20 protein-coding genes, 1 tRNA gene, 1 pseudogene and 2 riboswitches are annotated in these 23,626 nt (G+C 57.9%); of the genes and pseudogenes, 9 read left to right on the top strand and 13 right to left on the bottom strand.

Features of this window, described 5'->3' with window-relative positions:
- Positions 1-1,162, bottom strand: a 1,162-nt coding sequence (locus BLR85_RS23590) for a DUF3604 domain-containing protein (protein ID WP_212635148.1), incomplete at its 3' end; no start/stop codon positions are given.
- A gap of 47 nt (positions 1,163-1,209) precedes the next feature.
- Positions 1,210-3,132, bottom strand: coding sequence for a DUF3604 domain-containing protein (locus tag BLR85_RS23585; RefSeq protein ID WP_093163248.1), 1,923 nt, complete (start codon positions 3,130-3,132; stop codon positions 1,210-1,212).
- A 189-nt stretch (positions 3,133-3,321) separates the two neighbouring features.
- Between BLR85_RS23585 and BLR85_RS23580 the strand changes: the two genes are divergently transcribed.
- The 8 genes and pseudogenes from BLR85_RS23580 to BLR85_RS30005 all read left to right on the top strand — a co-directional run bounded on the left by BLR85_RS23580 (position 3,322) and on the right by BLR85_RS30005 (position 15,546).
- Positions 3,322-4,299, top strand: a complete 978-nt coding sequence (locus BLR85_RS23580) for an AraC family transcriptional regulator (RefSeq protein ID WP_093163245.1) — start codon at positions 3,322-3,324, stop codon at positions 4,297-4,299.
- 165 nt (positions 4,300-4,464) lie between these two features.
- The gene (locus tag BLR85_RS23575) at positions 4,465-5,901 is read left to right on the top strand and encodes an arylsulfatase (RefSeq protein ID WP_093163242.1); all 1,437 of its coding nucleotides are present in this window, start codon (positions 4,465-4,467) and stop codon (positions 5,899-5,901) included.
- 126 nt (positions 5,902-6,027) lie between these two features.
- Positions 6,028-6,357 carry a potassium channel family protein gene (locus BLR85_RS23570; RefSeq protein WP_082739273.1) on the top strand — a complete coding sequence of 110 codons (330 nt, stop codon included), beginning with the start codon at positions 6,028-6,030 and terminating at the stop codon, positions 6,355-6,357.
- A gap of 120 nt (positions 6,358-6,477) precedes the next feature.
- Entirely contained in the window at positions 6,478-7,596 is a 1,119-nt protein-coding gene (locus BLR85_RS23565) for an AI-2E family transporter (protein ID WP_093163240.1), read from the top strand.
- Positions 7,593-8,657: an HlyD family secretion protein gene (locus tag BLR85_RS23560; protein WP_093163238.1), complete on the top strand. Its 1,065-nt coding sequence runs from the start codon at positions 7,593-7,595 to the stop codon at positions 8,655-8,657. Before BLR85_RS23565 ends, BLR85_RS23560 begins: the two co-directional genes overlap by 4 nt.
- 16 nt (positions 8,658-8,673) lie before the next feature.
- Complete coding sequence (locus BLR85_RS23555; protein ID WP_170844727.1) at positions 8,674-9,660, top strand: DUF2955 domain-containing protein; 987 nt, start codon at positions 8,674-8,676, stop codon at positions 9,658-9,660.
- A 372-nt stretch (positions 9,661-10,032) separates the two neighbouring features.
- A complete protein-coding gene (locus BLR85_RS23550) occupies positions 10,033-11,574 on the top strand; it encodes a glutamate synthase-related protein (RefSeq protein WP_093163231.1) in 1,542 nt (513 codons plus the stop codon).
- Positions 11,575-12,636: 1,062 nt separating this feature from the next.
- A riboswitch (SAM-I-IV-variant riboswitch) is annotated at positions 12,637-12,738 on the bottom strand.
- 840 nt (positions 12,739-13,578) lie between these two features.
- Positions 13,579-13,676: riboswitch (SAM-I-IV-variant riboswitch) on the bottom strand.
- A gap of 154 nt (positions 13,677-13,830) precedes the next feature.
- Positions 13,831-15,546 (top strand): annotated as a pseudogene (locus tag BLR85_RS30005) (DEAD/DEAH box helicase family protein).
- A 259-nt stretch (positions 15,547-15,805) separates the two neighbouring features.
- On the opposite strand, the gene BLR85_RS23540 reads toward BLR85_RS30005, so the two are convergent.
- The 11 genes from BLR85_RS23540 to BLR85_RS23500 all read right to left on the bottom strand — a co-directional run bounded on the left by BLR85_RS23540 (position 15,806) and on the right by BLR85_RS23500 (position 23,234).
- The gene (locus tag BLR85_RS23540; protein WP_093163229.1) at positions 15,806-16,360 is read right to left on the bottom strand and encodes a recombinase family protein; all 555 of its coding nucleotides are present in this window, start codon (positions 16,358-16,360) and stop codon (positions 15,806-15,808) included.
- Between the two features lie 160 nt (positions 16,361-16,520).
- The gene (locus BLR85_RS23535) at positions 16,521-17,090 is read right to left on the bottom strand and encodes a hypothetical protein (RefSeq protein WP_212635146.1); all 570 of its coding nucleotides are present in this window, start codon (positions 17,088-17,090) and stop codon (positions 16,521-16,523) included.
- Positions 17,091-17,170: 80 nt separating this feature from the next.
- The gene (locus BLR85_RS30670; RefSeq protein WP_093163222.1) at positions 17,171-17,878 is read right to left on the bottom strand and encodes a GIY-YIG domain-containing protein; all 708 of its coding nucleotides are present in this window, start codon (positions 17,876-17,878) and stop codon (positions 17,171-17,173) included.
- Positions 17,879-17,927: 49 nt separating this feature from the next.
- Complete coding sequence (locus BLR85_RS23525; RefSeq protein ID WP_212635145.1) at positions 17,928-18,377, bottom strand: MFS transporter; 450 nt, start codon at positions 18,375-18,377, stop codon at positions 17,928-17,930.
- A gap of 82 nt (positions 18,378-18,459) precedes the next feature.
- Positions 18,460-18,759, bottom strand: coding sequence for a hypothetical protein (locus tag BLR85_RS23520; protein ID WP_139188523.1), 300 nt, complete (start codon positions 18,757-18,759; stop codon positions 18,460-18,462).
- Between the two features lie 637 nt (positions 18,760-19,396).
- Positions 19,397-20,914 (bottom strand): AAA family ATPase, encoded by a 1,518-nt coding sequence (locus BLR85_RS23515; protein WP_093163216.1) that lies wholly within the window; start codon positions 20,912-20,914, stop codon positions 19,397-19,399.
- Positions 20,911-21,330, bottom strand: a complete 420-nt coding sequence (locus BLR85_RS23510) for a hypothetical protein (protein ID WP_093163213.1) — start codon at positions 21,328-21,330, stop codon at positions 20,911-20,913. Before BLR85_RS23510 ends, BLR85_RS23515 begins: the two co-directional genes overlap by 4 nt.
- Positions 21,330-21,497: a MerR family transcriptional regulator gene (locus tag BLR85_RS28680; protein ID WP_139188522.1), complete on the bottom strand. Its 168-nt coding sequence runs from the start codon at positions 21,495-21,497 to the stop codon at positions 21,330-21,332. Before BLR85_RS28680 ends, BLR85_RS23510 begins: the two co-directional genes overlap by 1 nt.
- A gap of 283 nt (positions 21,498-21,780) precedes the next feature.
- Positions 21,781-21,867, bottom strand: a tRNA-Leu gene (locus BLR85_RS23505).
- 196 nt (positions 21,868-22,063) lie between these two features.
- Positions 22,064-22,393: a hypothetical protein gene (locus BLR85_RS28675; RefSeq protein WP_139188521.1), complete on the bottom strand. Its 330-nt coding sequence runs from the start codon at positions 22,391-22,393 to the stop codon at positions 22,064-22,066.
- A gap of 241 nt (positions 22,394-22,634) precedes the next feature.
- The gene (locus BLR85_RS23500; protein WP_093163210.1) at positions 22,635-23,234 is read right to left on the bottom strand and encodes a nicotinate-nucleotide adenylyltransferase; all 600 of its coding nucleotides are present in this window, start codon (positions 23,232-23,234) and stop codon (positions 22,635-22,637) included.
- A gap of 128 nt (positions 23,235-23,362) precedes the next feature.
- Between BLR85_RS23500 and BLR85_RS23495 the strand changes: the two genes are divergently transcribed.
- Complete coding sequence (locus BLR85_RS23495) at positions 23,363-23,626, top strand: twin-arginine translocation signal domain-containing protein (RefSeq protein WP_093163209.1); 264 nt, start codon at positions 23,363-23,365, stop codon at positions 23,624-23,626.

Raw genomic sequence — 23,626 nt, 5'->3', positions numbered from 1 at the left:
CGGTGTGGGTGTCCGTGGAACCTACCACACCGAATTTGTACGGGTTGGTTCCAAGCTGAGCTTCCAGTTTGAGTCCATTCTTCAAAGCCTCGCGCGCATACTCGTATTGAAGCATCCAGTCTTCTTTCGGCGTCGGTCCGAGGTTTGCCTTATCCCAGGTCTCGTAATCCGCGAACTCGTCGTTCGGGCTCAGGAAGGGATGCGCCTCGCCATCTCCCTTGATCTGGGTGATCTCGTACATCGGCTCCCACTTCGCGCGACGTTCGACATAGTCGCCGGTCAGCGGCTCACCGGTTTTCGGGTTGGTCTCGACCGGGAACATCAGACCGTTCGAGACATTGCCATTGTGCGCAAGGGCCAGCACCCGCCCTCCGGTCTGCACTTCATAGCGGTCCATCCAGTCCCAGAGGTCTTCCGGGTTGAAGGTCTCGGCGGTGGTAAAGGGCAGCATCTGCCGCGCGCGGATCGCGTTGTCACGATAGATGACATTGCGGTGCAGGTTGTTGCCTGCCTCCGTCGAGGTCCATTCATAGCCGATGAAGGCCGTAAAGTTTCCCGGATTGTCGAACGCATCGGCAGTCGCGGTGAACTCGTCCCAGACCGACTGGACGAAACGGCGATCGGCAATCGCTTCAGGAAGCGACTCGCCTGTAATGCCTGCAAATGTCTCGATCACCTCCATTGTTGTTGCGAGTGCGACGTCACCTCCTTGATTCAAGCGATCGTTCCAGTCCCGGAGCGTGGGGTCGCGCATCAGAGTTGCATTCCCGGCCACGATCTCGTTCATCGCACCCATTGCGTCCGAGTGGTCCGCGACAACAAGCCAATCGAGCGGTCGTGACAGCTTCACGCGCAATCCATGCGACGTGGTGACTTCCTCGCCACGTGCAAAGCGGTAGGCATCGGCGGGGCCGAGGACGACCCCAAAAGCTCTTGCATCCAGAGAGTTCGACGTATGCACATGCGTATCGCCCCAAAGCGGGCGCGTCGGAAAATCCCGACCGGCATAAGGCGAGAAGTCGTCCGGAGTCGGTTCACCTATATCTTCGACCGATATGGTCATCTCGCCGACCTGACCGCCCTGAACGGCGTCTTTGGCGATTGCCGAGGTCGACAGAAGGCCACCTGAGAACACAAGGCATGAGACCGCAAGAAACTTCATCGTACTCCTCCCAAAATTATTGTTTTTCAGTGTCGTCAGCGAAAACCTTATCCTTCTGGCGTGTACCAGATCGGCGACGAGTAGGCGCGTTCCTGATGGACCAGCTGCGCTTCCCCGGGCAGGTCAATCCCGAAACGCACCTTGTCGTAAACCACCCAACGCGGAGTCGGAATTTCAAGGGCCCGCACGTAGTAGAAGGCGCGTTCCGCAGGGTCGAAGTCGGGGTCGCTCCAGACAACTGCCAGTTCGGAAGCCCCAATCGTGTTGCTCCAGCTTGCGGTCTCGAGATCCACCGTGTTTCCGACTTCTGGCAGCTTCCCATCGCCATCTGGCTCGCGGCCGTCGGACCATGCCACGTCATAGACCTTCTCGTGCAGCTTGCCCTCTGCATCCAACCATCCCTTGACGACCTGAACACGATCGAGGTTGGCACCAATCGGGTCCTTCAGGGCAAAGATCATGAAAGATGGCGCTACGTCTCCTTCACGCGGGGTCAGATCACCGCCCATGGGTACACCTTTGGAATAGCCCTCGACCGCCGGCGAACGCGTGCGCAGATCGTTCTCGTAAAAGTTCCAGCCGCCAAAGAACCTTAGTCCGATACGCGGGCCGGTCGTTGCATAAGTCTCCTTGCGCTTGAAGGCGTCGAAGATCGCCTCGCGGGTGTTCTCGGTTGCCCACACGGCGGTATAGCCCGAGGCGACCAGCTTGTAGCCTTCGATCCGGCCCATATCGTTCGCGATGAACGGATGTGCGATCCGCGTTGGCGATGGTTCCACGCTCACGGATTTGCCAAAGAAATTATCCTCCTCCGCGGTCGCAAGCGAGGTGTGGCTGTCGGTCGCCCCGCCCATGCCGAACTTGTAGGGGTTCGTGCCGAATTTCGCCTCCAGCGCCAGGCCACGCTTGAGAGCTTCGCGGGCATATTCCCCGCCCAGCATCTCTTCAGTCTTGAGCTCGGTAATGTCCAGGTTGCCGACGTCCCAGTTCTCATAATCGGCGAACGGATCATCGGGGCTCAGCGCGGGATGTGCCTCGCCGTCGCCCTTGATCTGGGTCATCTCGTAATGTGGCTCCCACCGGGCACGGGCTTCGACATAGGCCTGATCCACCGGGCCTCCGTGATACGTGGTTTCGGTCGGAAACATCCAGCCGTTGGACAGGTTGCCATTATGCGCAAACGCGACTGCCCGGCCGCCGGTCTTTTCCTGGTACATCTCGAGCCACTCGTAGAGCGCCTTGGGATCGGTATTGCCTAAGGGCGGTTGGGTCGTGGGCGGGACGACCTGCAGGGCGCGCATCGCACCGTCGCGCAGCATCACGTTGCGGTGGAGATTCATACCCTTGGGCACCGACGTCCACTCGAAGCCGATAAAGGCAGAGAACTCGCCGGGATCGTTGTGTCGCTCGGCAGCCTGAACGATCTTTTCCCAAGTGAAGGCGAAGGGATCTCCGCCCGGGCCGTAACCGGTTACAAACTCCTCGGGCAGGGTCATCTGGGCGAAATTGGTGATCAGGTCGAAAGCGCTCTGGCCCGCAGCTTCGCCGCCGGCTGAGTAGCCTGCATACCATTCGCGTCCCTTCTCGCTAGCCAGAATATTCGGATTGCCTGCCTGCAAATCGGGGGCGAAGCCCATAAGGTCGGTGTGATCCGTCAACACCATCCAATCGAGCGGTCGGCCCAGCTTCACCGGTTGTCCGGTCGAGGAAATTACCTGCTCTCCCTTTGCAAAGCGCCATGCTTCGTCCGGCCCCAGGATATTTCCGAATGCGCCCGCATCGAGCGATAACCCGGTATGCAAATGGGTTTCTCCCCACAAAGGTCGCGCCGGGAAGGTCCGGTTGGCGTAGGGCGAATACGGTCGTTCGGGCAGAACGGTATCCGCACCCTCGTGGGTCGTATCGACCTGCGCAATAGCCGCAGAGGAGAATGCTATGAGTATCGCGGTCGTGGAGAATAATCTAATCATGGAGTCCTCCCGGATAAGTCCTCGTTGGTTCGAACCGTCTTTTGATCAGCGGTGCTTGAGCCATGCTATCCGTGGCATTGCTTGCAAGATGAACCATTTGGCGACAGGCTGTTGATAATTTCAGTCTTCCAGAGGGGAAACTCGGTGACAGGATGTCCGCCGACCGTCGTAACAGAAGCGCTTGGCCCAATGCCGGGCTTCGTTTTCGACGGGCTCGGCGAGAAAGCCTTTCTTGGCTGCATGAACGACGCTGCCCTGTCGCCGAACTTGATCGCAGAACAGAAAGGATTCGTTCCCGCTGCCGCGATCAACAGGTTCTTGGCGAGCGTGGCGAAACGCTCTGGAGACGAGTTGTTTGCCATTCACTACTTATCACAGCTCTCGGTTCTCGATTATGGCATCTGGGGCGAATACGTTCTGGAAGCGCCGTCGCTTCTGGATGCAATCCTGCGGGCGACACGCATCATTCATTTGCATGCAAGTGACGACCGTTTGACACTCGATGTTGGTACCAACACGGCCACGTTTCGATACGTCTATGCTGAACGAAAGGTCGAAGGATACCCGCAGGTCGCGATCATGTCTGCGAAAGCAATGATCAGCCTCGCACATCACTATCTCGGGTCGACCTGGTCGCCGCTGTACATGAGCTTTGATTTTAGCGAGCGAGGGCAGTCGTCCCGGCTTGAGACCGCGTTCGACTGCCCGATACGGTTTGGTCACCGGTGCCTCGAGCTCGAAATTTCCAAAGCTGACCTGCTCGCCCCGAATCCGAAAAGTCCGGGCGTACAGTACCTTACGCGTCAGGATGTCGAACGAGCTTGTTTCGGTGGTCCTCCCCAACGGTATTCGGACATCGTTGCGAACATTCTTCGGCAGAATCTTGGTTTTGATCAAAGCTCAATCGATAGTGTGGCTCGGACTCTCAGGTTGAGTAAGCGAACGCTTCAACGGCGCCTTGATCTCGAGGGACACTCCTTTCGGGCGTTGCTCGCCGAAGTTAAGATGCAGCGCGCGGTGGAGCTTCTGGGTGAGCGAGATATTTCCATTTCTGCTCTTGCCGGAACTCTCGATTATGCGACGCCAAGCCATTTCGCCCGGGCCTTTCGGTCGAGCTTCGGGGTTTCGCCCACCAATTTCCGCGCGCAACGAGGCCATCGGAACTAGGACGGAGAGACTGCTCTTTCCCCTGGCCGGCGCAGAAAACCGGCGAACGTCCACCTGAAAACAACGTGCTTTCCAGACTTTGGCGCAAAATGGTTCACCGATCCGTTTTGTCGCTGATAGGGCTTTTCTATCGGACCGGGGCACCTGCCGAAAGGGGAGAGAACAATGGGTAGATTGCTGCGCATGCTCGCGATCGGGCTGTCATTGGTTGCCGCGAGTGTTGCCTCTGCACAAGAAAAGCCAAACATCGTCCTGATCAACCTGGACAATTTCGGCTGGGGAGAGCCGGGTTTCAACGGTGGCGGCATTATTCGAGGGTCTGCGACGCCGGCGATGGACGCGCTTGCCGAAGAAGGCATGCGTCTCACGAATTTCAACGTCGAAGCCCAGTGCACGCCGTCCCGTGCCGCCTTAATGACAGGTCGCTACGGCATCCGTTCCGGCAATCACACAATCCCGGTTGCGGGCGGTGTCTATGGCATGACGCAATGGGAAATCACCATGGGGGAAATGCTCAAGGATGCGGGCTACAACACGGCCATGTATGGCAAGTGGCATCTCGGGTGGAGCGAGGGCCGCTACCCGAAGGACCAAGGATTTGACGAGTTCTACGGTATCGAGAGCACCGATCAGACCATGTGGACCGTTCAGGGCCGCTGGAAAGCTCTTGGCCTGGAACCGCCCCGGGTGATTGAAGGCGTGGCTGGTCAGGAAGCCAAGATCGTCCGCGACTACGACCTGGAATATCGGGCGCTGATCGATGGCGACCTGACTGACAAGGCCATCGACTTCATCCAGCGCAAGAGCAGCGAGGACGCGCCTTTCTTCGTCTATGTTGCCCTGACCGCGACCCATGTTCCGGTGATCCCGCATCCTGACTTCGACGGCGCGACCGGCAAGGGGATCTGGGCCGATTTGCTGCACCAGACCGACAGCTATGTCGGGCGTCTGACACGAACGATTGACGACGCAGGCATTGCCGGGAACACGGTCATCGTCTTCACTGCCGACAACGGACCGGAAGCCGTGAACGTGGGAAGCAACGACATTGCCCCGATGCCCCATGCGCAAGGTACGCCTGGTCCGTGGCGGGGGACCCTGTTCACACCGTTCGAGGGTAGCCTCCGGGTACCGTTCGCGATCCGTTGGCCCGGCAAGATCCCGGCCGGCGCGGCCAGCAATGAGATCGTCCACCAAATGGATCTCTACCCGACACTCGCCGCCTTCGCCGGGGGCAAGGTGCCCGAAGACAGGGCCTTTGACGGCGTGGACCAGTCGGCATTCCTTCTGGGCGAACAGCCAAACTCCAACCGAGATCACGTCATCGTCTACATGGGCGAAGAGATTTACGGCGTGAAGTGGACCGACTGGAAGATCATGTTCAAGGAAAACGAGACCGTCTACGCGGACACAAAAACTTTCTCCACGCCGCGCGTCTATGACCTGATCAACGATCCCGGGGAACGAAAGGACGTCCTGCTTGTGTACACCTGGGCTGCGGAACAGGCGCTGCCATATCTTGGAAAGCATCTGGCAACCTTCGAGGAATTCCCGGCCATCCCGCCGGGACAGCCCGATCCCTACGAGCCACAGGCACAATAATGGAAAAGTCCGTTTGCGCTTCCGGGACGGTCGATACGTCAAACGATATTCAGGAAAGCTGCCAGTGAATCGTGGTGTGAACGGGACCTTTTAGGGAGACGTGGGTCGCAATCAGGGGAGGAGCACTTGGGGTCATTTCGACAGATATTAAGGGGCGTTGGCTACGCGTTCGGGGACGGACGGGTTCGGAGTATTCTCGCGTTCACGCTCGCGCTGGTGCTCTGGGCATCGGTCTTCTACCGCTTCGTCGAGGGGTGGAGTTGGCTCGATTCAATATACTTCTCGGTGATTGCCGTTTCGACGGTCGGGTTCGGAGACATTTCGCCGGATACTGCCGGAGGCAAGATATTCACGATGTTCTACATCGTGATCGGTCTCGGCGTGTTCGTCACCGCGGCGACGACCGTCGCTGACGCAATCCTGTCCCAGTACAAGGCCGACAAGGAACAGGAATAACCGCGGCCTCGTTGTAGGGATGCGTTTCAGCGCAACCGGAAACGAGAAGAGGACAATCAAACATGCATGCAAGGCATTGTTTTGAAATGAAAAAAACAAAATATGCGACAGGGGACAATAATGGCCGAAAACACTCAATCCAGCACAGAGTCACAGGATTCGAGAATCGTCGATCTTGCGATCCGCCTGATGTTTCTCGGGTTGTTCATCTACAGCGCCATCGTGATGGTGACACCGCTCGCCAGCATTTTCATCTGGGCAGTCATCCTCTGTGTCGCCGTCTATCCGGTGTTTGACTGGCTCCAGTCGAAGCTAGGCGGACGCAAGGGCGTTGCATCGACCCTTTTGGTGCTGATCGGCCTCGCCGTCACGCTCGGGCCCATTGCCTCTGCCATCTCCGGAGTGGCCGATCTCGGCTCTGACTTCTCCGAAAGGGCGGCCGCCGGGACGCTCAAGATGCCGCCACCGCCCGAGAAACTGGGCGAGTTCCCCGTCCTCGGTCCGCCGCTGCTGGAAACCTGGTCGATGTTCGAAAAGAACATCGATGGCGCGCTGGCGAAATTCGGGCCGCAGATCCTGGATGTCACGCAGGCCCTGTTCGGCAAGATCCTGGGAATCGGCGTCGGGCTTCTCGGCCTCGCGCTCGCCGTTATCGTGATGGGCGCTCTCTTCTCACCCGGCCCCAAGGTTGTCGTCGGTGTGCAGAACTTCGCCAACCGGGTCTTTGCACCGCGTGGCGGCGAGTTCGTGATGATGGCGGGATCCACGATCAAGAACGTCATGAAAGGCGTCGTCGGCGTGGCCGCCATCCAGGCCCTCGTCGTCTGGGTGTTGCTGAAGCTCTTCGGCATCGGATCGGCAACCACCCTGGCCTTCATCTGCCTCATCCTGTCGATCATCCAGGTCGGGCCGGGTCTCGTCCTTTTGCCGGTGGTTATTTATGCGTGGAGTTCCATGTCGGGCGGCATGGCGCTGGTCTTCACGGTCCTGGCAATTCCCGTGGCCATCATGGACAGCTTCCTTCGTCCGATCTTCATCTCGCAAGGCCTTCAAACGCCGATGCTCGTCATCCTGATCGGCGTGCTGGGCGGGATGATGGCCTATGGCCTGATCGGCGTCTTTATGGGGCCGGTTCTCTTTGCCGTTTTCTACGAGTTGTTCAGTCTGTGGATCAACGACGGCAACACGTCCGACGCGGCTGCATCCGATGACGCTCCGATCGCGGGAGAAGCGGAATGAAGCGGACTATCTGGACCACGGTTGCGATCCTTGCGCTGTTCCTGCTCTGGTACATTGCAGCGGACCGCATGACCCCGATCACCGGGAATGCGCGGGTCAAGGCGGTTGCCACTCAGATCGTCCCTCACGTGACAGGTACCGTCACCGAAGTGCTGGTCAAGAATGGTGACGTCGTAACGGCCGGGGACATTCTGTTCCGGATCGACCGCAGGCCTTATGAAATCGACCGGGCGAAGGCAGAGGCAGACCTCGCCTCGGCTACGCAGGACGTCGGGGCGTCATCGGCCGAGGTCAGTGCCGCGCAGGCCAAGGTTGCACGCACACAGGCAGATCTGGACACTCTGCGGCTACAGAGCGAACGTATTTATGCGCTTGAAGCGAAGGGGCTGGTTCCCGTTGCCAAGGCAGATGACGCAAGGGGCAAGATCGCCGAAGGGGAGGCGAACCTGGAGAACGCGATTGCTGATCTGGAAAAGGCCAAGCAGCGCCTCGGCGAAGAGGGTCAGGAGAATGCCAAGATCCAGCGCGCCCTTGCCGCGCTCGCCGATGCCGACTTGAACCTTGAATGGACGGAACTTAAAGCACCTGCGGACGGTGTAATTTCCAATCTTCTCATCGCGCCGGGCACCTATGCCCGCGCAGGCAGCGATCTGATCACCTTCCTCGATGCGACAGACGTCTGGATCGAAGCTTATATGACTGAGAACAATATCGGTCTCGCGCAAGTCGGTACGCCGGTTGAGGTCGTTTTGAACATGCATCCCGGTCGGGTTCTAAAGGGCAAGGTCGAAAGCTTCAGCGGCGCGGTGTCCGTGAGCGGTGCGGATGCACCGGGAAAAATCGCCAGCGCGCCGTCGACTACAGGATTCTTGCGCGAAGCGGAGCGTTTTCCGGTGCGTATCATATTGCCCGGCTATGAGGCCGGCAGCCTGGAAGACGACCTGAGATTCCAATTGAACGGTCAAGCGGACGTCATTCTTTATACAACCGAAAGCAAATTCATGAACTTCGTTGGTCGCATGTATATCCGGGCAGTGGCGTTCCTTTCCTATGCCTACTGACGAGCGGCGCTCAATCGTGCGATTGACCTTCGGCACGGTCGGGGTGTTCGGCCTTGGGCTGCTCCTCGATTGGCCGCTTTCGTTTATCGGAGCGGTGTTCGCGGCGCTCTTTCTACAGGCGCCCGCAGCGATGCCGGTCAAGGTCGCAGCGAAACTTTTCTTTTTCGCTATCCTCCTCATGTTTGCATCGTGGATCGTCTTCTCGCTTCTGGCTCCCTATCCGCTAGTGTTCCTTGGCGCGGTCGCCATCGCAATTGTCCTTTCATTAACATGGTCACTCTCCGGCGCTGGAATTCTGCCGGGCGTATTGGCGCTGATGGCCGCGATGATGATTCCGAACATCATCGTACAATCGAAAGAACTGGCGCTTGTCCTTGTGGCCTGGATCCCCGGCAATCTTCTCATCGCAGGCTTTGCCTCGGCTTTGAGCTTCACGCTCTTCCCGGCTGATCCGAACGCGGCAGGTGGCGGGCAAAGGAAGGCGGCAGCAGATTTCGACCCCGTCCGGAGGCTGGTGCGAATGTCCATGGTGACCGTGCCATTCGCCTTGGCCTTTTTCCTGTTTGGGTGGTCCGCCCTGCTCGTCCTGTTCTTCGTCGCGCTCCTCAGCCAGCAACTCGCGGCCATGCCGGCTGCGGGCAAGAAAGTCGCCATCGGCATGCTGACCGCGAACCTGCTTGGCGCTGGTATCGCCATCGTCTTCTACGAGATCAACGTCATCGCACCCAGCGTCGTGACCGCCATACTGCTGACAGTGATCCTATGCGTCGCACTTGGGACGCTAAGTAAATCCGACCACCCACTGGCCCCGGTGGCTGGATCGGCACTTACGACAGTTCTTGTGGTCTATGGCGGCTCCATAGCGCCCTTCTCCGACGAGGCCGATGTCAAGAGCATCGTCCGCGTCGTCCAGATCGGCCTCTCGGCCTTGATCGTCATCGTCGCCTATGCCGTTGTCGATGAATTTCTGCCCGAAAGGAGTTCCGCGGCCCAATCCAGTTGAACGCGTTTGTCAATTTCTTCCAGACCTGAACGATTGATGACCTTAACTGACATCACGGAAATGATGTCTCCACGAGTGCCAACAAAATGAATGGGGAAGAAGAGGCAGCGGCCCGTGACCTAAATTAATGGCAACCAAGGTCCCCCTCCTTTGCCGCCGACAAGTCAAGCAACGGCGATCGAGCGCCTTTTAGCGGCCGCGCCAGGGCTTGGCCTGACCGAAGACGACGGACGCCCGCCACGGGAACTAGCGTAAGGCGGGATGCAAGCGCGGGGGCTTTCCAAGCGATATGATCGATCTAGGGTGTATATGAGACACGCCAGCAGGGAAGCCAGCTCCCAATCATTTTCATATAGAAGGACGTAGTCCGATATGACCGAGGCCCCTATCATCGCAGCAAAATCTCCCGGAATGGTCGAACTTGAAGAGGGCAAGCGTTACACGTGGTGTCGCTGCGGGCGGTCGAAGAAGCAGCCCTTCTGCGACGGATCTCACCGGGGCACCGGAATTGAGCCGATCAGTTTCACAGCCGAGAAGACAGGAAGGTCCGCACTTTGCCGGTGCAAGGCAAGCGCCAACGCGCCGTTTTGCGATGGAACTCACGCGCGACTTGGCGAGCTGTCTGTCGGGGATCCGACTCCAGAGCTGAAGGAATCCGGTGCGCCCAAGGCCGTCCCTACGCCCGAAGAACCTACGGTGGCACGCATCCACGAGCTTGCCAGGGACGGCTTGTCGAAACTGGGCCATCACGGCGAGGTGGGTGCCATGGGCGTGCCGCGCAAGGACCTGCCGCACTGGGACGATATCCAGATCCTGCCGGCTCAGATGGCCCGAAAACCCCTGCTCGACGACCACAAGGTTGGTACCAGCGTCGTGATTGGTCCACGCGCCGCAAAACCCCTGCAACTCGATATACCGCTGTTTGTCTCCGACATGAGCTTTGGTGCCCTGTCGGAGGAAGCCAAGACAGCGCTCGCGCGCGGCGCCGAACTGGCCGGAACCGGAATCTGTTCAGGTGAAGGCGGCATGCTGCCTGAGGAGAAGGCGGAGAACAGCCGCTACTTCTACGAACTCGCCTCTGCCCGGTTCGGCTGGCGCCCGGAACTCGTGGAGGACGTCCAGGCCTTCCATTTCAAGGGAGGACAGGGGGCCAAGACCGGCACAGGTGGACATCTGCCTGGAGAGAAGGTCCAAGGGAAGATCGCCGAGGTGCGTGGGCTAGAGCCCGGCCAGAGCGCGATCTCTCCCAGTACGTTCCCAGACCTCGTAACCCCGCAGGATTTCGCGAAACTCGCCGATGAAGTGCGAGAGCGCTCGGGTGGCATTCCGATCGGGTTCAAGCTCTCCGCAAATCACATCGAGGATGACATCGACTTTGCGCTCGAAGCCAGTGCCGACTACATCATCCTGGACGGGCGCGGCGGCGGGACCGGGGCGGCGCCGTTGGTTTTCCGCGATCATATCTCCGTGCCGACGATTCCGGCGCTGGCGCGGGCAAGGCGGCATCTGGATGCGAAGTCAGGTCGTGAGGTCACGCTTGTTGTCACAGGTGGGCTAAGGGTCGCTGAGGACTTTGTGAAGGCGCTTGCCCTGGGTGCCGATGCCATTGCCGTGTCAAACGCGGCAATGCAGGCGGTCGGGTGCATAGCAGCCCGCATGTGCAACACCAACAACTGCCCGGTCGGCGTCGCTACCCAGAAACCGGAACTCAGGGCGCGGCTCGATGTCGAAGTGGGAGCGCAGAGGTTGGCGCGGTATTTCGGTGCAAGTGTCGAACTCATGCAGGTTCTGGCGCGGGCCTGTGGACATGGGGATCTATCGAATTTCACTGTCCACGACATTACTACTTGGAACCGTGACATGGCGGCGTTGAGTGGCGTCCGGTTTGCCGGTGTCGGAGATGAAGGCAGTTAGAGTGCGGACAGTCACCAACCTTCTTCCCCAAACCGGGCATTCGATGTTCGACCACCCAACGGCCGAACTGGGCCGGTTGTGAACCCCGGATTGTTGCTGCACTTGCGAAGTGCTGAAGTCGCTCCGAGGTCTGCAATGCGCAGGCAGCGGACCTCGTGCTGCTACCGGGTTTCCATAAACTTTCGCCCGTTTGACCGGAGACCTGAGTGGTTTCGGAGCGGATCGTGATGAACTCGCATAGGGAACGCCGGTTTATGCCGGAGACCGGGTGGGGAGGCTTCGCCCTCGTTTAATGTGTCTGGCATTCGCAAGACGGTTTCGGCGTCCGGGAGCCGTCAAAGAGCGTGCTGGAGAGCGATGGAGCCTTTTCGGGCATAACACCACCCGGGCCGAAACGAACTGGCTGTATCACGAAAAAATCCAATTTTGCGTCGCCACCTCCGGAGGCTCCCAACCAACCGGACTATCGCGCGGCGCGGGCGCCACTCATTGCCGGAGATGCCGTTATGATGGCACCGACGCGGGCCGAGGCCATTCGGCCCCTGCGAACCTCTCGCGCCACAGGTTGGGACATGCGGCAGCGTCTTGATAAGAGCGAGAGGATCCAGTTGAAGGCGCTATATCCACCGGGTAGACATGCTGGTATTTTTCCTCTCTGCGATACATCCCGTGGGGCCACCCGAGAGGTGGCTCGCCGAGCTCGAGCGTCACACGCGTATAGGGGGGGGGCCATAGGTCCCATCGCTCGGCGGAAATTCCCAGCTTGGCCTTTTCGATGATAGGGGCTGCAATCGATTTCTCGGGAACTGGGAAACCGATGGTTGTTGCAACGACTGGGACGGCTACTAGCCCTTGGAGGAATGTGCGGCGCGTAACCTTAGATCTCTTTTCTGAACCTCTCAGGCGGAAATTCTGTTCGGTCCCCGCCTCGAGCGACCGAGTGTGATCGTATCGGCCGGAATTTCGCGACTGGAAGTCGCGCTGGACGATGGCAGTCCCCGTTTCAAAGGGGTCATTGCTGCGCGGCGGGCAGATTGTTTTTCGGGGATAAGCGCACATCGCTGGGCCTCCTTTAGTTGCCTGTTTCAGCCGCATCGCCCGTGAGGGCTACCACCTTGCTGGAGCAGCAGGTTGGTGCCGGTTTCCCGGCTCTTGATGCAAAGGAAAGTGTAACTGCGCTGTCATAGAAGATCAATCGGCTAAACAGCCGCAGAAGGGCACCCAAAATTTCTCGACGGAATTGGGTGGTCAGAATTAGGGGGTTCTAAAACAAAGTGAATATGGGAGGCGGCGGTAGGGCAGACTAGCGAGGATTTCCATTTTTTGGCTCACATCTCATCGTGATCTGAATGGAAAGCCCCATGGGGCGGGTCCGTAGTGTAGATCCAGCACGGCATTTTTTCGTTTCGGTGACCCAGTCCGCGTCGCCGCGATGCTGGGTGTTTCGGTATTCGTTTATGTGGCGAGACATGTTTCCTTTATTTGCCGGTATTGAATAATCGGGTGGAAAATAAAAACTACTTGCACCTAACCGGAACCGTGCGAAAAAATTCTTTGAACTCTTGTATTCCGCACGCTCTTCCATACCTATCGTCCGCAAGTAAGTGAGTTTCGGTGATTAACAAGTTTTTTCGATCGAGCATAATTACCCGGAAAACACGAAGGTACCCTTGATAGGGAAGGTCCTTTACAATTTCGGTGCAAACGGCTCTGCTTGACTTGTCCTTCCAAATGGCGTCACATTCGAAAAAGTCCCTATTTTCTCCTGATATAGTGATAAGAGATTTTGTTCCTGAGAAATGGTATTCTACTCGTTCTGCCCAGTGTTTGGGATCTGCAACCCGAGGCTTGCAAATTGTGTCTCCTGCGGAAATCGAGGGCGCAATCAATGCCGCTATTATGGAAATTGCTAATCTCAGATTTTTAGAGAAGTTCATTTGTCGCCTTCTCGCACCTCGTGTCGTTCCCGGGTGTCGTTCTGGGTCGGGTGCGCGAGTGTTCATGGATTTGCCCCTTGGTTGCTTCAGCCGCATCGCCCTGAGAGCTACCACCTCGCCGCAGTGGGCAGGTTGGTGCCGGTTTCCCGGCTCTTGATGCTCTATCAATGATAATCGGTCAGCATGATCGAAACAATCGGCCGAAAAGCCGCGTACACCTATGAAATTCGGGAGAGTTCCTGCTTCAGACTTTTAATTTCCTTGGGGTACATGCCCAACGAGCGATGGACTTTGAAGTCTTGACGCGTCATGGATGTAGGTGTCCCCAAAAGTTACATCCGAGTACAAAGTCCCAAGACCACGTATTGTTGATAAATTGACCACGGAAGCCTTCTCTCGCGCTCAGATTAACGCCTTGCTCGCCGATGTCGGTTGGTCACTCACCGACGGACGATCCGTTCTCTTCGAGTACACCCTGTCCGATGGATCTCGCTCCGATTACGTCCTCTGTGATCGCAGGGGGCATCCGATGGCGGTGCTGGAGGCAAAAAAGGCCAAGATCGATCCGATTACTGCTCAGGAACAGGGACTGCATTACGCTCGACAACTGGGCGTGCCATTCGTGTTTCTTTCCAACGGAGACGAGGTGCGGTTCCTCGACGCCGATGTCGACGCCCATTCTCGCGCCGTCGCCGGGGTATTCTCGCAGGATGATTTGGAGCGCCGTATGGCCACCCGGACGGTCCGCCGCGACCTGATGTCGGTCGAGACCGACAAAAATATCGCTGGCGGCGGTGGGCGCGACTACCAGTTGGAGTGCATCGGCGCGCTGTGCCAGGAAATCTTTCGAGGTCGCCGCAAGCTTTTGGTCGAGATGGCGACAGGCACCGGCAAAACTCGAACCGCGGCAGCTTTCATCAAGCGGTTGTTTGAGGCTTGACATGTCACCCGCGTCCTCTTCCTCGTTGGCAGGATCACGCTGGCGTCGCAGACGCTCGACGCTTTCGTCGACTACCTCAAGGACTACCCCGCCTATGTCATGAAAGGCGGGCGTCGGTTCGACCACGCGAAGCGGGTGACGATCTCGACGCTTCAGACGATGGTGAACGAGTACGACCAACTTTCGCCTGGGTATTTCGACCTCGTGATTACCGACGAATGTCACCGATCGATCTATGGCAAGTGGAGCGGCGTCCTGCGCCACTTCGATGGCATCCAAATGGGCCTCACGGCCACGCCCTGCAGGGTCGACACCGACGACCTGCCAGATCCCGAGGATGGGCTCTACGTCCGCGACAAGCTGCGGTTCTTCGAACTCGACCGCCCGACTTTCAGCTACTCGCTGCAACAGGCGGTCAGCGAAGCTACACGCTATGCAGTGGGAACCATGCGCGCTACGGTCGGGAGTACGGACACCACGATTTTTTACGGCTACGTACCGTTTCGTCTTACTCCCCATGCGCTGTATCGTTTGATCGAACGGTCCCAGGAAGCATATTCATTTCAAAGCGCTGGCGTCCGTGCCCTGGCATCGGTGGCGTCGTCTCTTTCAGAGATTGTCCAAACATTGCCGATAATGGTCTTGGGAGGGATGTTTCAACCGAACTTTGCGCTGCGCGTTGCCGATGGCATCCTGCTCTGCGAGTTGTTTGAGGAGACGACCTACTACGAGGCGACATATACATCGGTTTCTGCTTCTGGCGTTTTGTCAAGGCATGCTCGATCGGTGTTCGGCAATCCCGAAGCTGGCGTGTCGCGCGTCATCCTTGCCAAAACATGGATCGGCCCAAACGAAATCCGGAGCAAACAATGGGAATTGCTTAACCAAACAGAAGAATTGCTCGCCGCCGAAACACATCTCACCAAGAGGTTTATGCAAGCGGATTTTTTCCGAACGCCTAATTGGATCGATCACGATGAGCCCGACTACCAAAATATAAATGCAGATGCTATCGCTAACCTTGCGGTTCCAATCTCTAAAATCTTGGCGTCGGACGCATATCGCGCGCAATTTGTTCCTTCTAACAGGCGTTAGATTATCCCGCCAGGGTTAAAGCGACAGAGCCGGTTTGGGTGGCCGAAAGTCGTGCGGAGATCACGCTGTTCAAGACTTCCAAAATTTTCGCCGTAAGTATAAATTCGTTGATTATGTCTATGCAGACTACTGAATAATCCCAGTGTGACTGTCCGGGTTTCTCCACGGAACGAAAAAAGAAATGCTCGATGCATAGGCCTCAGTTCCACTGCCCCCGCCTTTCCGGCCCCTGGGGGGCTAACGGCGGAAATCGTCATCGCTAGAGAATTTCATCTTCTGCCTTCAATATCCGGTGCACAGACATCCGGCTGATACCCATCTCGTTGGCGATGGCGCTCGGCCCCTGTCCGGCGTCGCGGAGCGCAATTACACGACCCCGGTCGATTTGGCGCTTACCGCCAGCATATACGCCGCGTGCCTTCGCCTTGGCGATGCCATCCGCTTGGCGCTTCCGGATGATCGCCCGCTCAAACTCTGCGAAAGCTCCCATCATCTGAAGTTGCAACTTGGCGAACGGATCTTCACCTTCAGGTCCAAAGGTCAATTGCTCGGACAGGAACGTGATCTTCGCGCCCTTGTCCGTTATCTTGGCGATCAGGTCTTGTAGGTCCCGAAGATCCCGGGCGAGCCGATCGATAGACCAGACTACGACTTCGTCGCCGGCGCGCACATAGGTGATCAACTGAAGAAGTGCAGGGCGTTCGGCGGTCCCGCCGCTCTCTTTTTCTTCGAAAAGTTGATCAACCTCGCCGAGATCCTGCCGATCCAGGTTCTGATCATAGGTTGAAACGCGTCTGTAGCCTACTCGAGCCATGGCGACCTTATATGTAACATCAGGGTATAGAGCGTATCTAGGAAGTGTCACATCCGGTCTCAAGGGGCTCTGATGTTACATAAATGGCGTAATGTTTCCATGTAACGCCAGGGTCTACCCTGATGTTGCAGGAAATCGCGATAGCTCGTCCGCGTTTACGCTAGATGCCGACCTTCCCACCCATAAACGCTTTAGCACATTCGTACTGCCAATTCGTCCGGGTGCGGGTTTCATACTTTCTTAGGATGCAGCCCGGCGCATTCGGAGCCACTTTGGAGCTGAAAAATATGTGTCGATCTGTGCGTAGATCTTTTGTCAGGCTACAAGCGAGCGGTATGTATTCCTTGCTAACGAAGAAAACGACCGGCTCGTCCGTTTCAACCGGCAACATGTTCAGGTCGTGGTATTGGTCCTTTTTTCGTCTCCGTTTGTACGCGTCTGCTTGCGCACTGAAAGTTATGTCGTACTTCGGCGTTAAGAAGTCCGCCGCAATCAAACCCCATCCCGCGGAAAGAATATACAAGCTACCAAGCCCGTATCGATTAGCGAGAAGACTGTAGGTTTCGTTTTGGTAGAGCTGCCACGCGGGCAGAAGTCCCAGGGGATTGTTGCCCGGAGCGTCGTTGTATTTCAGAAGTTCGTCGCGCCAAGAACTACCTGTGTCGGCGGTTTCGTCCGGGTGGGCGTAGGTGAAGGGCATTCCTTGAGGCGCACGCTCTGGGTCGGCCACGAACAGGACTTTCCTGCCATTGGTATGTCGCAGGTAACCCGCATCCGATCTCTTTGAGGCTGCACATTGGATTACAACTCTCATGGGGCCTCCGTTTCCGCATGGATTAGACGTTCGAGCGTATCGAGAAACGCGGGGTCGTAGCATTCTTCCACGTGGTTTTGGTTCCAAAGACCCGACGCCCTGACGCGGTTCCGGTTACAGGAGCGTCCCAACCAGTCGAAAGAGGGGGGATCAAGGGGGGCTTTGCCACTGTTGCTCAGGAGAGCAATCGAGTTCCGCTCGATATACCCTCTGAGGCTGTCCGGGCCAGGTTCATCGTTCACTTCCAACCAAAGAAACGGCATGGCACCGATAACTTTGCTGATGGCCCTTTCAAGTGGTGCTTCAGATTGGCGTATTTCGCGAGGGGCGGAGCTACCGCATCCCCACGTTGGGCACCGATAGCCTTCACGTTCGATCAGCCCGGTACCGACGATAAGGCGGAAAATCGATCCGCGATGATTGCCACCTCCGGATCGAGCCTGCCCGCGGTGCTGAGAAAGCCGGGTCCAGAGTTTTGTGCCGGAGCCGGTCTTTAATGCATGTGTTCCGACGCGCACAATGCGTTCTCCCGACCCGGTATCGCGCCGGCATTCTCCTGGTTCTCGAAAGAAATATACTCCTCGTGATGGCCAATCCATCCGCCCATGGCATTGCGAGAGAACCCGCGGGCCGCCGAGACGTTTCTCAAGTTCGCCCAGAAGGTCATAGAATTGCTGCAGATGATCTGCTCGTGCTTGGACCATAGAACCTTACTTGCCTCCTCAACTACCCTTTGGGGAGTGGACGGCATGCCTACCGAAAACTGCTTCTGCATGTCTTGTCTAGTGAAACATGCAAAGCAAGCATCTGCAGCAGTATTCCTTTGCCCTCCCGGTTGACAAAACGCGCCGCGATCAGCCCGCCGACCGACGGCGCCAGCGGAAATACCGGCTTCGTCATCGCAGCAAGGCCGTAGCTGAGAGCAGCGATCTCTTTCCGTCGCCCTATCCGGCCCGACCAAGCGCCGGAGAAGACTTTGGTGATGGTGGCTGTCGCCTCGGCTATATCCTCGATTACCCCCACGGCCAGTGCCGTCGTGCCGAGGCCTACTGTCAGATAATCCGGCAGCAGGGCGTGGATCATCTCGGAGGAGATATCCATGAATAGTGAGACAAAACCGAGCGCCCAGATGCCCGAGGGCAGACTGCGCCAGCCTTGAATATTGTCATCCGGGGTTCGGGGCATGCGGGCGCGTGTCTTCATTCTCGATGCCTTCCGCCATTATGCTCACCGCGACGGCGCAACTTGCGCGCCTTTAGCGAAGGTCCGGTGACGCGCACCGGTGTCACCCCGAGGGCGTCTTGCTTGGCTGGTCGATAGCGACGACTTCGGCTTGCAGACGCTTTCTCTCGTGCTGTACGGCACTCTGCAGCCGTCTTTCAGGCAGCTTGTCAGCGACGCCCTGGAGGCGGTCGGAGATGGACGCCGCAACCAAGACCGTTCCGCCATGCTCATGGCTTACGGAGACGCTCTCCGCTTTGCCATAGGCCCGTTCCTGGGCGACCGTCGCCAGCAGGATCTGTTCCTTCGGCTTGAGCCAGCCCTTCGGCCCCCAGGCGCTGTCATCCTCGAGCAGGGCAGCCATGCGGCGAACTGCCAATTCGCCGTTCCTGCGAACGGCTTCACGAACCTCTTTCGGCATGGCCGGGCGGCCACTTGGATTGCCGGATTGTCCTGGTTTGAATGGCATCAGATCACACTGTATCGGGTTGTTCCCAGTACTCCTCTAGTTCCCCTACTTCTACTTCCGCGCGCGCGAACGCACCGTCTCCGCGTACATTCCTTCGCCTCTGTGATCTTTGGAGAAGTCGCCTGCTCAGTGTCATACCCAAAATCTACCGCAAAATTGGCGGCGCGTCATCAAAAATTCTATATGTATTACATGTGGTTAAACCTTCCTTCGCTATGTGGGTGAGCGCCTCAATTTAACCTAAATGAGAAAGTCTTAACGGCAAATAGGGCGAAGGTGATGATGACTGAAACATTCTCGTCGATCAATCGGACCCGACGAGTTCTTTTCGGGAAACGGCCTCGGGGTAAACCGGGCAAACCCCAAAAGTCCATCGGACAATCATTTTTTTCAGGGTATATCCGGCGTGGGGTGGGTTTGCCCGGAGTTTGCCCGCTTTAGCAGAGGCACTGAAGGGCGGGGGCTTAGCCCCCAGCCCTTAGGGTCTGCCCACAAACACTTCGCTATAAGGGAAAGGGCAACCCCCCTACGGTCATTCCACTACGCAAAGCCCGCTATTATACTTAATCCGTGCCGTTTCTGTCACGGTGAGGTGGTACGGTTGCCCGCCTCCTTCGTTTTTTACTTTCCGCAGCAAGCCCCTGTCGACCATGCCCTTGATCAACGCGTCTACGTCGTTCTTGGGGATCTTGCGCCCGCCGAACTGCGGTCTTGGTTCGAGCATCCGGCACCCAGCGACAGACAGGCGATCGCCGTTCCGAGCTGCGTGGTCGATTGCACGTACGTAGTGCTTGACGAAATGTTCATTCCGTTCCTCGGCGGCGGCCAGTGCCATCTGCTCGGCCTCTTCCGCGGTTTGGGCGACGCGTATACCCCGGATGAAATCAAGGCGGAACGGCCGGTTGTCGTACCGTTTGACGAAGAGTGTCTCCCGTATCGGGCGACCGTGGGACAGCTTCACAACTTTCAACTGCGTGACATTGCCGAGGTTGACATCTTGCGGCGAGATTTCGGGCGGCAATCCCTCCATCGGGTTCTCGATCTTGTCGCGGGGATGCAGGACTATCATTCCGCGCGCGTTGTCACCGAATGCGGTGCCGCCACGCCCGGAATGCGCGTCAGACAGCCCGCTGCGTGCCACGGTCTGGCTGACGTGGTGGATGACGCCGACGGCACATCCCAAGGCCGAGGAGATGCGCCTACAGGCGGCCATAAGCGCTGCCTCTCCGTCGTTCACATACCGCTCGCCTGGCCCGAAGTAGACACCGGGGTCGATCCAGATGAGACACGGGCCGATCGCTACGTATTTCTGGATCAGGTGATCGATCATCTCCGTCTCGACCATGTTATCGTGGATCATCTCTACGAACCGCTGCCTGACATTGCCCGAGAGATCCTCGATGTAGAAATCGCGGACGATCTTCTCCTGCTCATCGGGAAGGAAGGGGTCACATTCCTGTTTCACGACTTGCTGGAGCCGGTATTCGAACTCTTCGCGCGTGTCTTCCTTGGTGATAAAAACAACTGGTCCGGGTTGCACGACATCCTCGCCCCAAAGCGGTCGGCCGGTGACGACGTGAAGGCCAATCTTGATCGCGATTGTCGTCTTGGCAGCCCCTCCGGCTCCGACCAACCCAAACGGAGCGCAGGGGATAATATGGGGCACGATCAGCTTCGGCGGTGCGATTTGCCTTTCGAAAAAGTCCTCGCCGATTGCCGTGCCAGAAAACATCCCGTCGTCCAGTTCTCGACGGCGGTTCGGATCCGAGAAATAGAGGATCGCCTGCACCAATTTTTTTTCCCAATCAAAGCCAACGTTGTCTTCGAGTACGCCGCGAAGATTGGAAGTACACTCCTGTTCCAGAAGCAGCTTGGCGAGGCTGTAGCCCTGAACACCGAGCCGTACGAAAGCCTGCGCCACGGTGTCGATGTCCATGGCCGCACTTGTGCCCAGCATGGTCTCGGTGCCGTCGATAACCGACGCCAGATAGGCGTCGGTCTTAAGGGTCTTGTCGACCCGCTTCAGGAAAAGCTCGTTGCGGTGCTTCACGGGAACATCCTCAGGTCGTACGTCGTCCTCTCGATCGGCCGTAGCTGCAGCGGCATCCAGAAATCGCGCGTCTGTTTCGGCTTGGCTGCTATGCGCCTTTCCAGTGTTTCCAGATCAAAGGGAGGAATTTTCGGGACGCAACCGTCGATTTGGTAAATGATCGGATGGCACAGGATGAAGCCAACCGGACCACCTTTGATCAGTTCGTGGATAGCTCTGCAGGCTTCCTCAGACAGGCCATACCAAAGGACGAACCAAACCTTGGCTCCCATTTTGCTTCCGATCGCACAAGTCAAGTTACCTTTGGCGCCCGGCAGTTCGGCGATTTCGACGAATGTTACGAAGTCCTTTTCGAGAACCAGGTCGACGATCCTTTGTTTCAGTGACTGACCTCGCGGCGATTTCGTTCCGGTCATCAGGCTGTCACCTCTTCCCAGATCGTTTCCGGCACATAACGCACTGTCTCGCCATATTTGACGAATTTCGGACCGATGCCCGCGATCCGCCATTGCCGGAGTGTTTCGATGGTGACGCCGAGCTCTTCGGCTTTTTCGGTGATGGTAAGAAGGGTCCTTTTGGACATTAAATCAGAACCTCGATTGAGGCGCTGTCGTGTCTAACGGGCTTCCTCACCCAAGCGGCGGGCTTCTGCCGTTTTCCCTTACCCTTACCAATTAAGGTTCTTCGGCCCTGCCGTGGACCTTCACCTTTTCTCCGTCTCCCTCACTCGCGACGCGAGTTTTGCACGTCAGTGTCAAGATCATGAAGAACAGACACAGGCAGGTCAAGGGTAGACATTTCGGTAGATGCCAACAAATAAAAAGCGGCATAAGCCGCTGTTTATTATATAAATTTTTCTTTGATATTGGTGCGGTCGAGAAGACTCGAACTTCCACGGGAGTTACCCCACAGCGACCTCAACGCTGCGCGTCTACCAATTCCGCCACGACCGCACGTGATCAGGTAGGCTGGGCGTAGATAGCGAAGCCTAACGGAGATGAAAAGGGGGAAAGAGATATTTTTTCACTGAAGTGTTCCCTCCTGTCCGGCAGTCCGATCGCGACTGGGAAAACCCGATCCGCACAGAGCGCCCGGAAGATGGATTCAGCCGGTGCGCTTGTCCAGTTCGGGCGTTCGTTCTTTTAAAAATCAGGGTGTTACAGCCCCTGGCCCCTCCGCGACAACTTGCAGCGAATTGGCCGCCCGGTAAACTTTGGTCCCAGAGTTGCCGACTGTTGCCGGCCACGTGCCATAGGGGCCTGGGGCGCCCGTGAACTCCGGATAGTCATCCTGGGTGGTGCCGGTTCGCAGCTGGGCCTCGCGTTCCACTGATGGATTGATCCGTCGAGTCGTGTCCGGCAGCAGGACCTCTCCGGACGGATTCGGCGTGTAAGGGCCACAGCCCGACAAAAGCGTGGCAAGTGCCAGTCCCCCTGCGCCAAGCAGGACCGATTTCCGCGTCTTCAAGTTCTCAAACATCGTCAACGATCTCCCTTGATGGCGTGGCCGCTCCGCATTGCAAAACTGGCAAAATCGGAAGTCGCCCGCGCATCCAAAACCTTTGCACTCGTCCCATACAAGCGGGAACGGCCCGCTTCAGGGCATCGGTGCGAGATCAGGATAACGCCCAAGAAGGGGTTGAGATAGCGTTGATTTTAAAGCTTTCGTCAAACTGTAGCCAACAGGACAATCCGGACCGGACCGGGCGGCTGTCCGCGGGTCAACCCCAGTCGCCCCGCGCCCGGATCTCGCTGGAGGATATCGCTTTCATCGGCACGTTCACGAAGCACCAGGCCGGTGCGGCGCTGTGGGCCAGCAAGCCGGCTTGCGCGGCCGGAAGACGCCACGGCCGGCCAAAGCGCGCGGCGGGTGCGTTCAGGGCCTCGATCCGGCCGCCGGGTCGTGCAAGGATGCCGATGCGCACATTGGCCATGATCCACTCCCAACGCTCCCAGAGGTGGAACTGGGCCAGGTTGTCGGCGCCCATCAGCCAGACGAAGCGGTTTCGCGGATAGAGGCTGAGAAGGGCCTCAAGCGTCTCGGCGGTATAGCGCGTGCCGATTTGCGCTTCGATATCGGTGACGACGGCTCGGGGATGCTGCATTATCCGTTTTGCTGCAGCGAGCCGGCGGTCCAACGGCGCCGGGCCGTGCTCTTTGAGCGGGTTGCCTGGGCTCACCAGCCACCAGACCCTGTCGAGGCCGAAGCGCTTCAACGCCTCTCGGGTGATGTGAACATGCCCCATATGCGGGGGATCGAAGGATCCGCCAAGCAGGCCGACGACTTGTCCGGGCCCGACATGGGGCAGCGCGTCTCTCATTGCGGTCGGCCTTTCCGATCCTTCCGTGTCGCCGGCTGTAATGTTTCCGTTCACGCGGCCTGTCAATCATGCGCTATCATGGCGCAGGGCGCGACCGCAGGACGTTGCACCCGAACACGGAGGACATCATGAAACGACGTGATCTATTGAAGGCGGCGCCGGCGGCGCTTGTGGCTTCGGGAGCAACGGGGCTGATTCCACTGAAAGTGAGGGCCGCGCCGGGCGGTGCGCAGGTCACGGCGGCCCAGAAATTCCGCGTCGGCGAGATGACGGTGACCGCCCTTTCGGACGGGTTCATTCAGTCTCCACGTCTGGGTGCGAACCCTCCGACTTCCAGTCGGATCGGCTTCAGCGCGAAGAATCAGCTTATGCTCTTATCCTCCCGAAAATGA

The organism is Aliiruegeria lutimaris, from assembly GCF_900099935.1.
Taxonomy (GTDB): Bacteria; Pseudomonadota; Alphaproteobacteria; order Rhodobacterales; family Rhodobacteraceae; genus Tropicimonas; species Tropicimonas lutimaris.
The sequence above is the reverse complement of the archived record's forward strand: the minus strand, read 5'-3'. Positions and strand labels throughout refer to the sequence as shown.

Bases quoted from the DNA above. Each gene is read 5' to 3' on its own strand.
- BLR85_RS23585 (WP_093163248.1), bottom strand. From the start codon at position 3,132: ATGATTAGATTATTCTCCACGACCGCGATACTCATAGCATTCTCCTCT.
- BLR85_RS23580 (WP_093163245.1), top strand. From the start codon at position 3,322: ATGCCGGGCTTCGTTTTCGACGGGCTCGGCGAGAAAGCCTTTCTTGGC.
- BLR85_RS23575 (WP_093163242.1), top strand. From the start codon at position 4,465: ATGGGTAGATTGCTGCGCATGCTCGCGATCGGGCTGTCATTGGTTGCC.
- BLR85_RS23565 (WP_093163240.1), top strand. From the start codon at position 6,478: ATGGCCGAAAACACTCAATCCAGCACAGAGTCACAGGATTCGAGAATC.
- BLR85_RS23560 (WP_093163238.1), top strand. From the start codon at position 7,593: ATGAAGCGGACTATCTGGACCACGGTTGCGATCCTTGCGCTGTTCCTG.
- BLR85_RS23550 (WP_093163231.1), top strand. From the start codon at position 10,033: ATGACCGAGGCCCCTATCATCGCAGCAAAATCTCCCGGAATGGTCGAA.
- BLR85_RS23540 (WP_093163229.1), bottom strand. From the start codon at position 16,360: ATGGCTCGAGTAGGCTACAGACGCGTTTCAACCTATGATCAGAACCTG.
- BLR85_RS30670 (WP_093163222.1), bottom strand. From the start codon at position 17,878: ATGGTCCAAGCACGAGCAGATCATCTGCAGCAATTCTATGACCTTCTG.
- BLR85_RS23525 (WP_212635145.1), bottom strand. From the start codon at position 18,377: ATGAAGACACGCGCCCGCATGCCCCGAACCCCGGATGACAATATTCAA.
- BLR85_RS23520 (WP_139188523.1), bottom strand. From the start codon at position 18,759: ATGGCTGCCCTGCTCGAGGATGACAGCGCCTGGGGGCCGAAGGGCTGG.
- BLR85_RS23510 (WP_093163213.1), bottom strand. From the start codon at position 21,330: ATGACCGGAACGAAATCGCCGCGAGGTCAGTCACTGAAACAAAGGATC.
- BLR85_RS28680 (WP_139188522.1), bottom strand. From the start codon at position 21,497: ATGTCCAAAAGGACCCTTCTTACCATCACCGAAAAAGCCGAAGAGCTC.
- BLR85_RS28675 (WP_139188521.1), bottom strand. From the start codon at position 22,393: ATGTTTGAGAACTTGAAGACGCGGAAATCGGTCCTGCTTGGCGCAGGG.
- BLR85_RS23500 (WP_093163210.1), bottom strand. From the start codon at position 23,234: ATGAGAGACGCGCTGCCCCATGTCGGGCCCGGACAAGTCGTCGGCCTG.
- BLR85_RS23495 (WP_093163209.1), top strand. From the start codon at position 23,363: ATGAAACGACGTGATCTATTGAAGGCGGCGCCGGCGGCGCTTGTGGCT.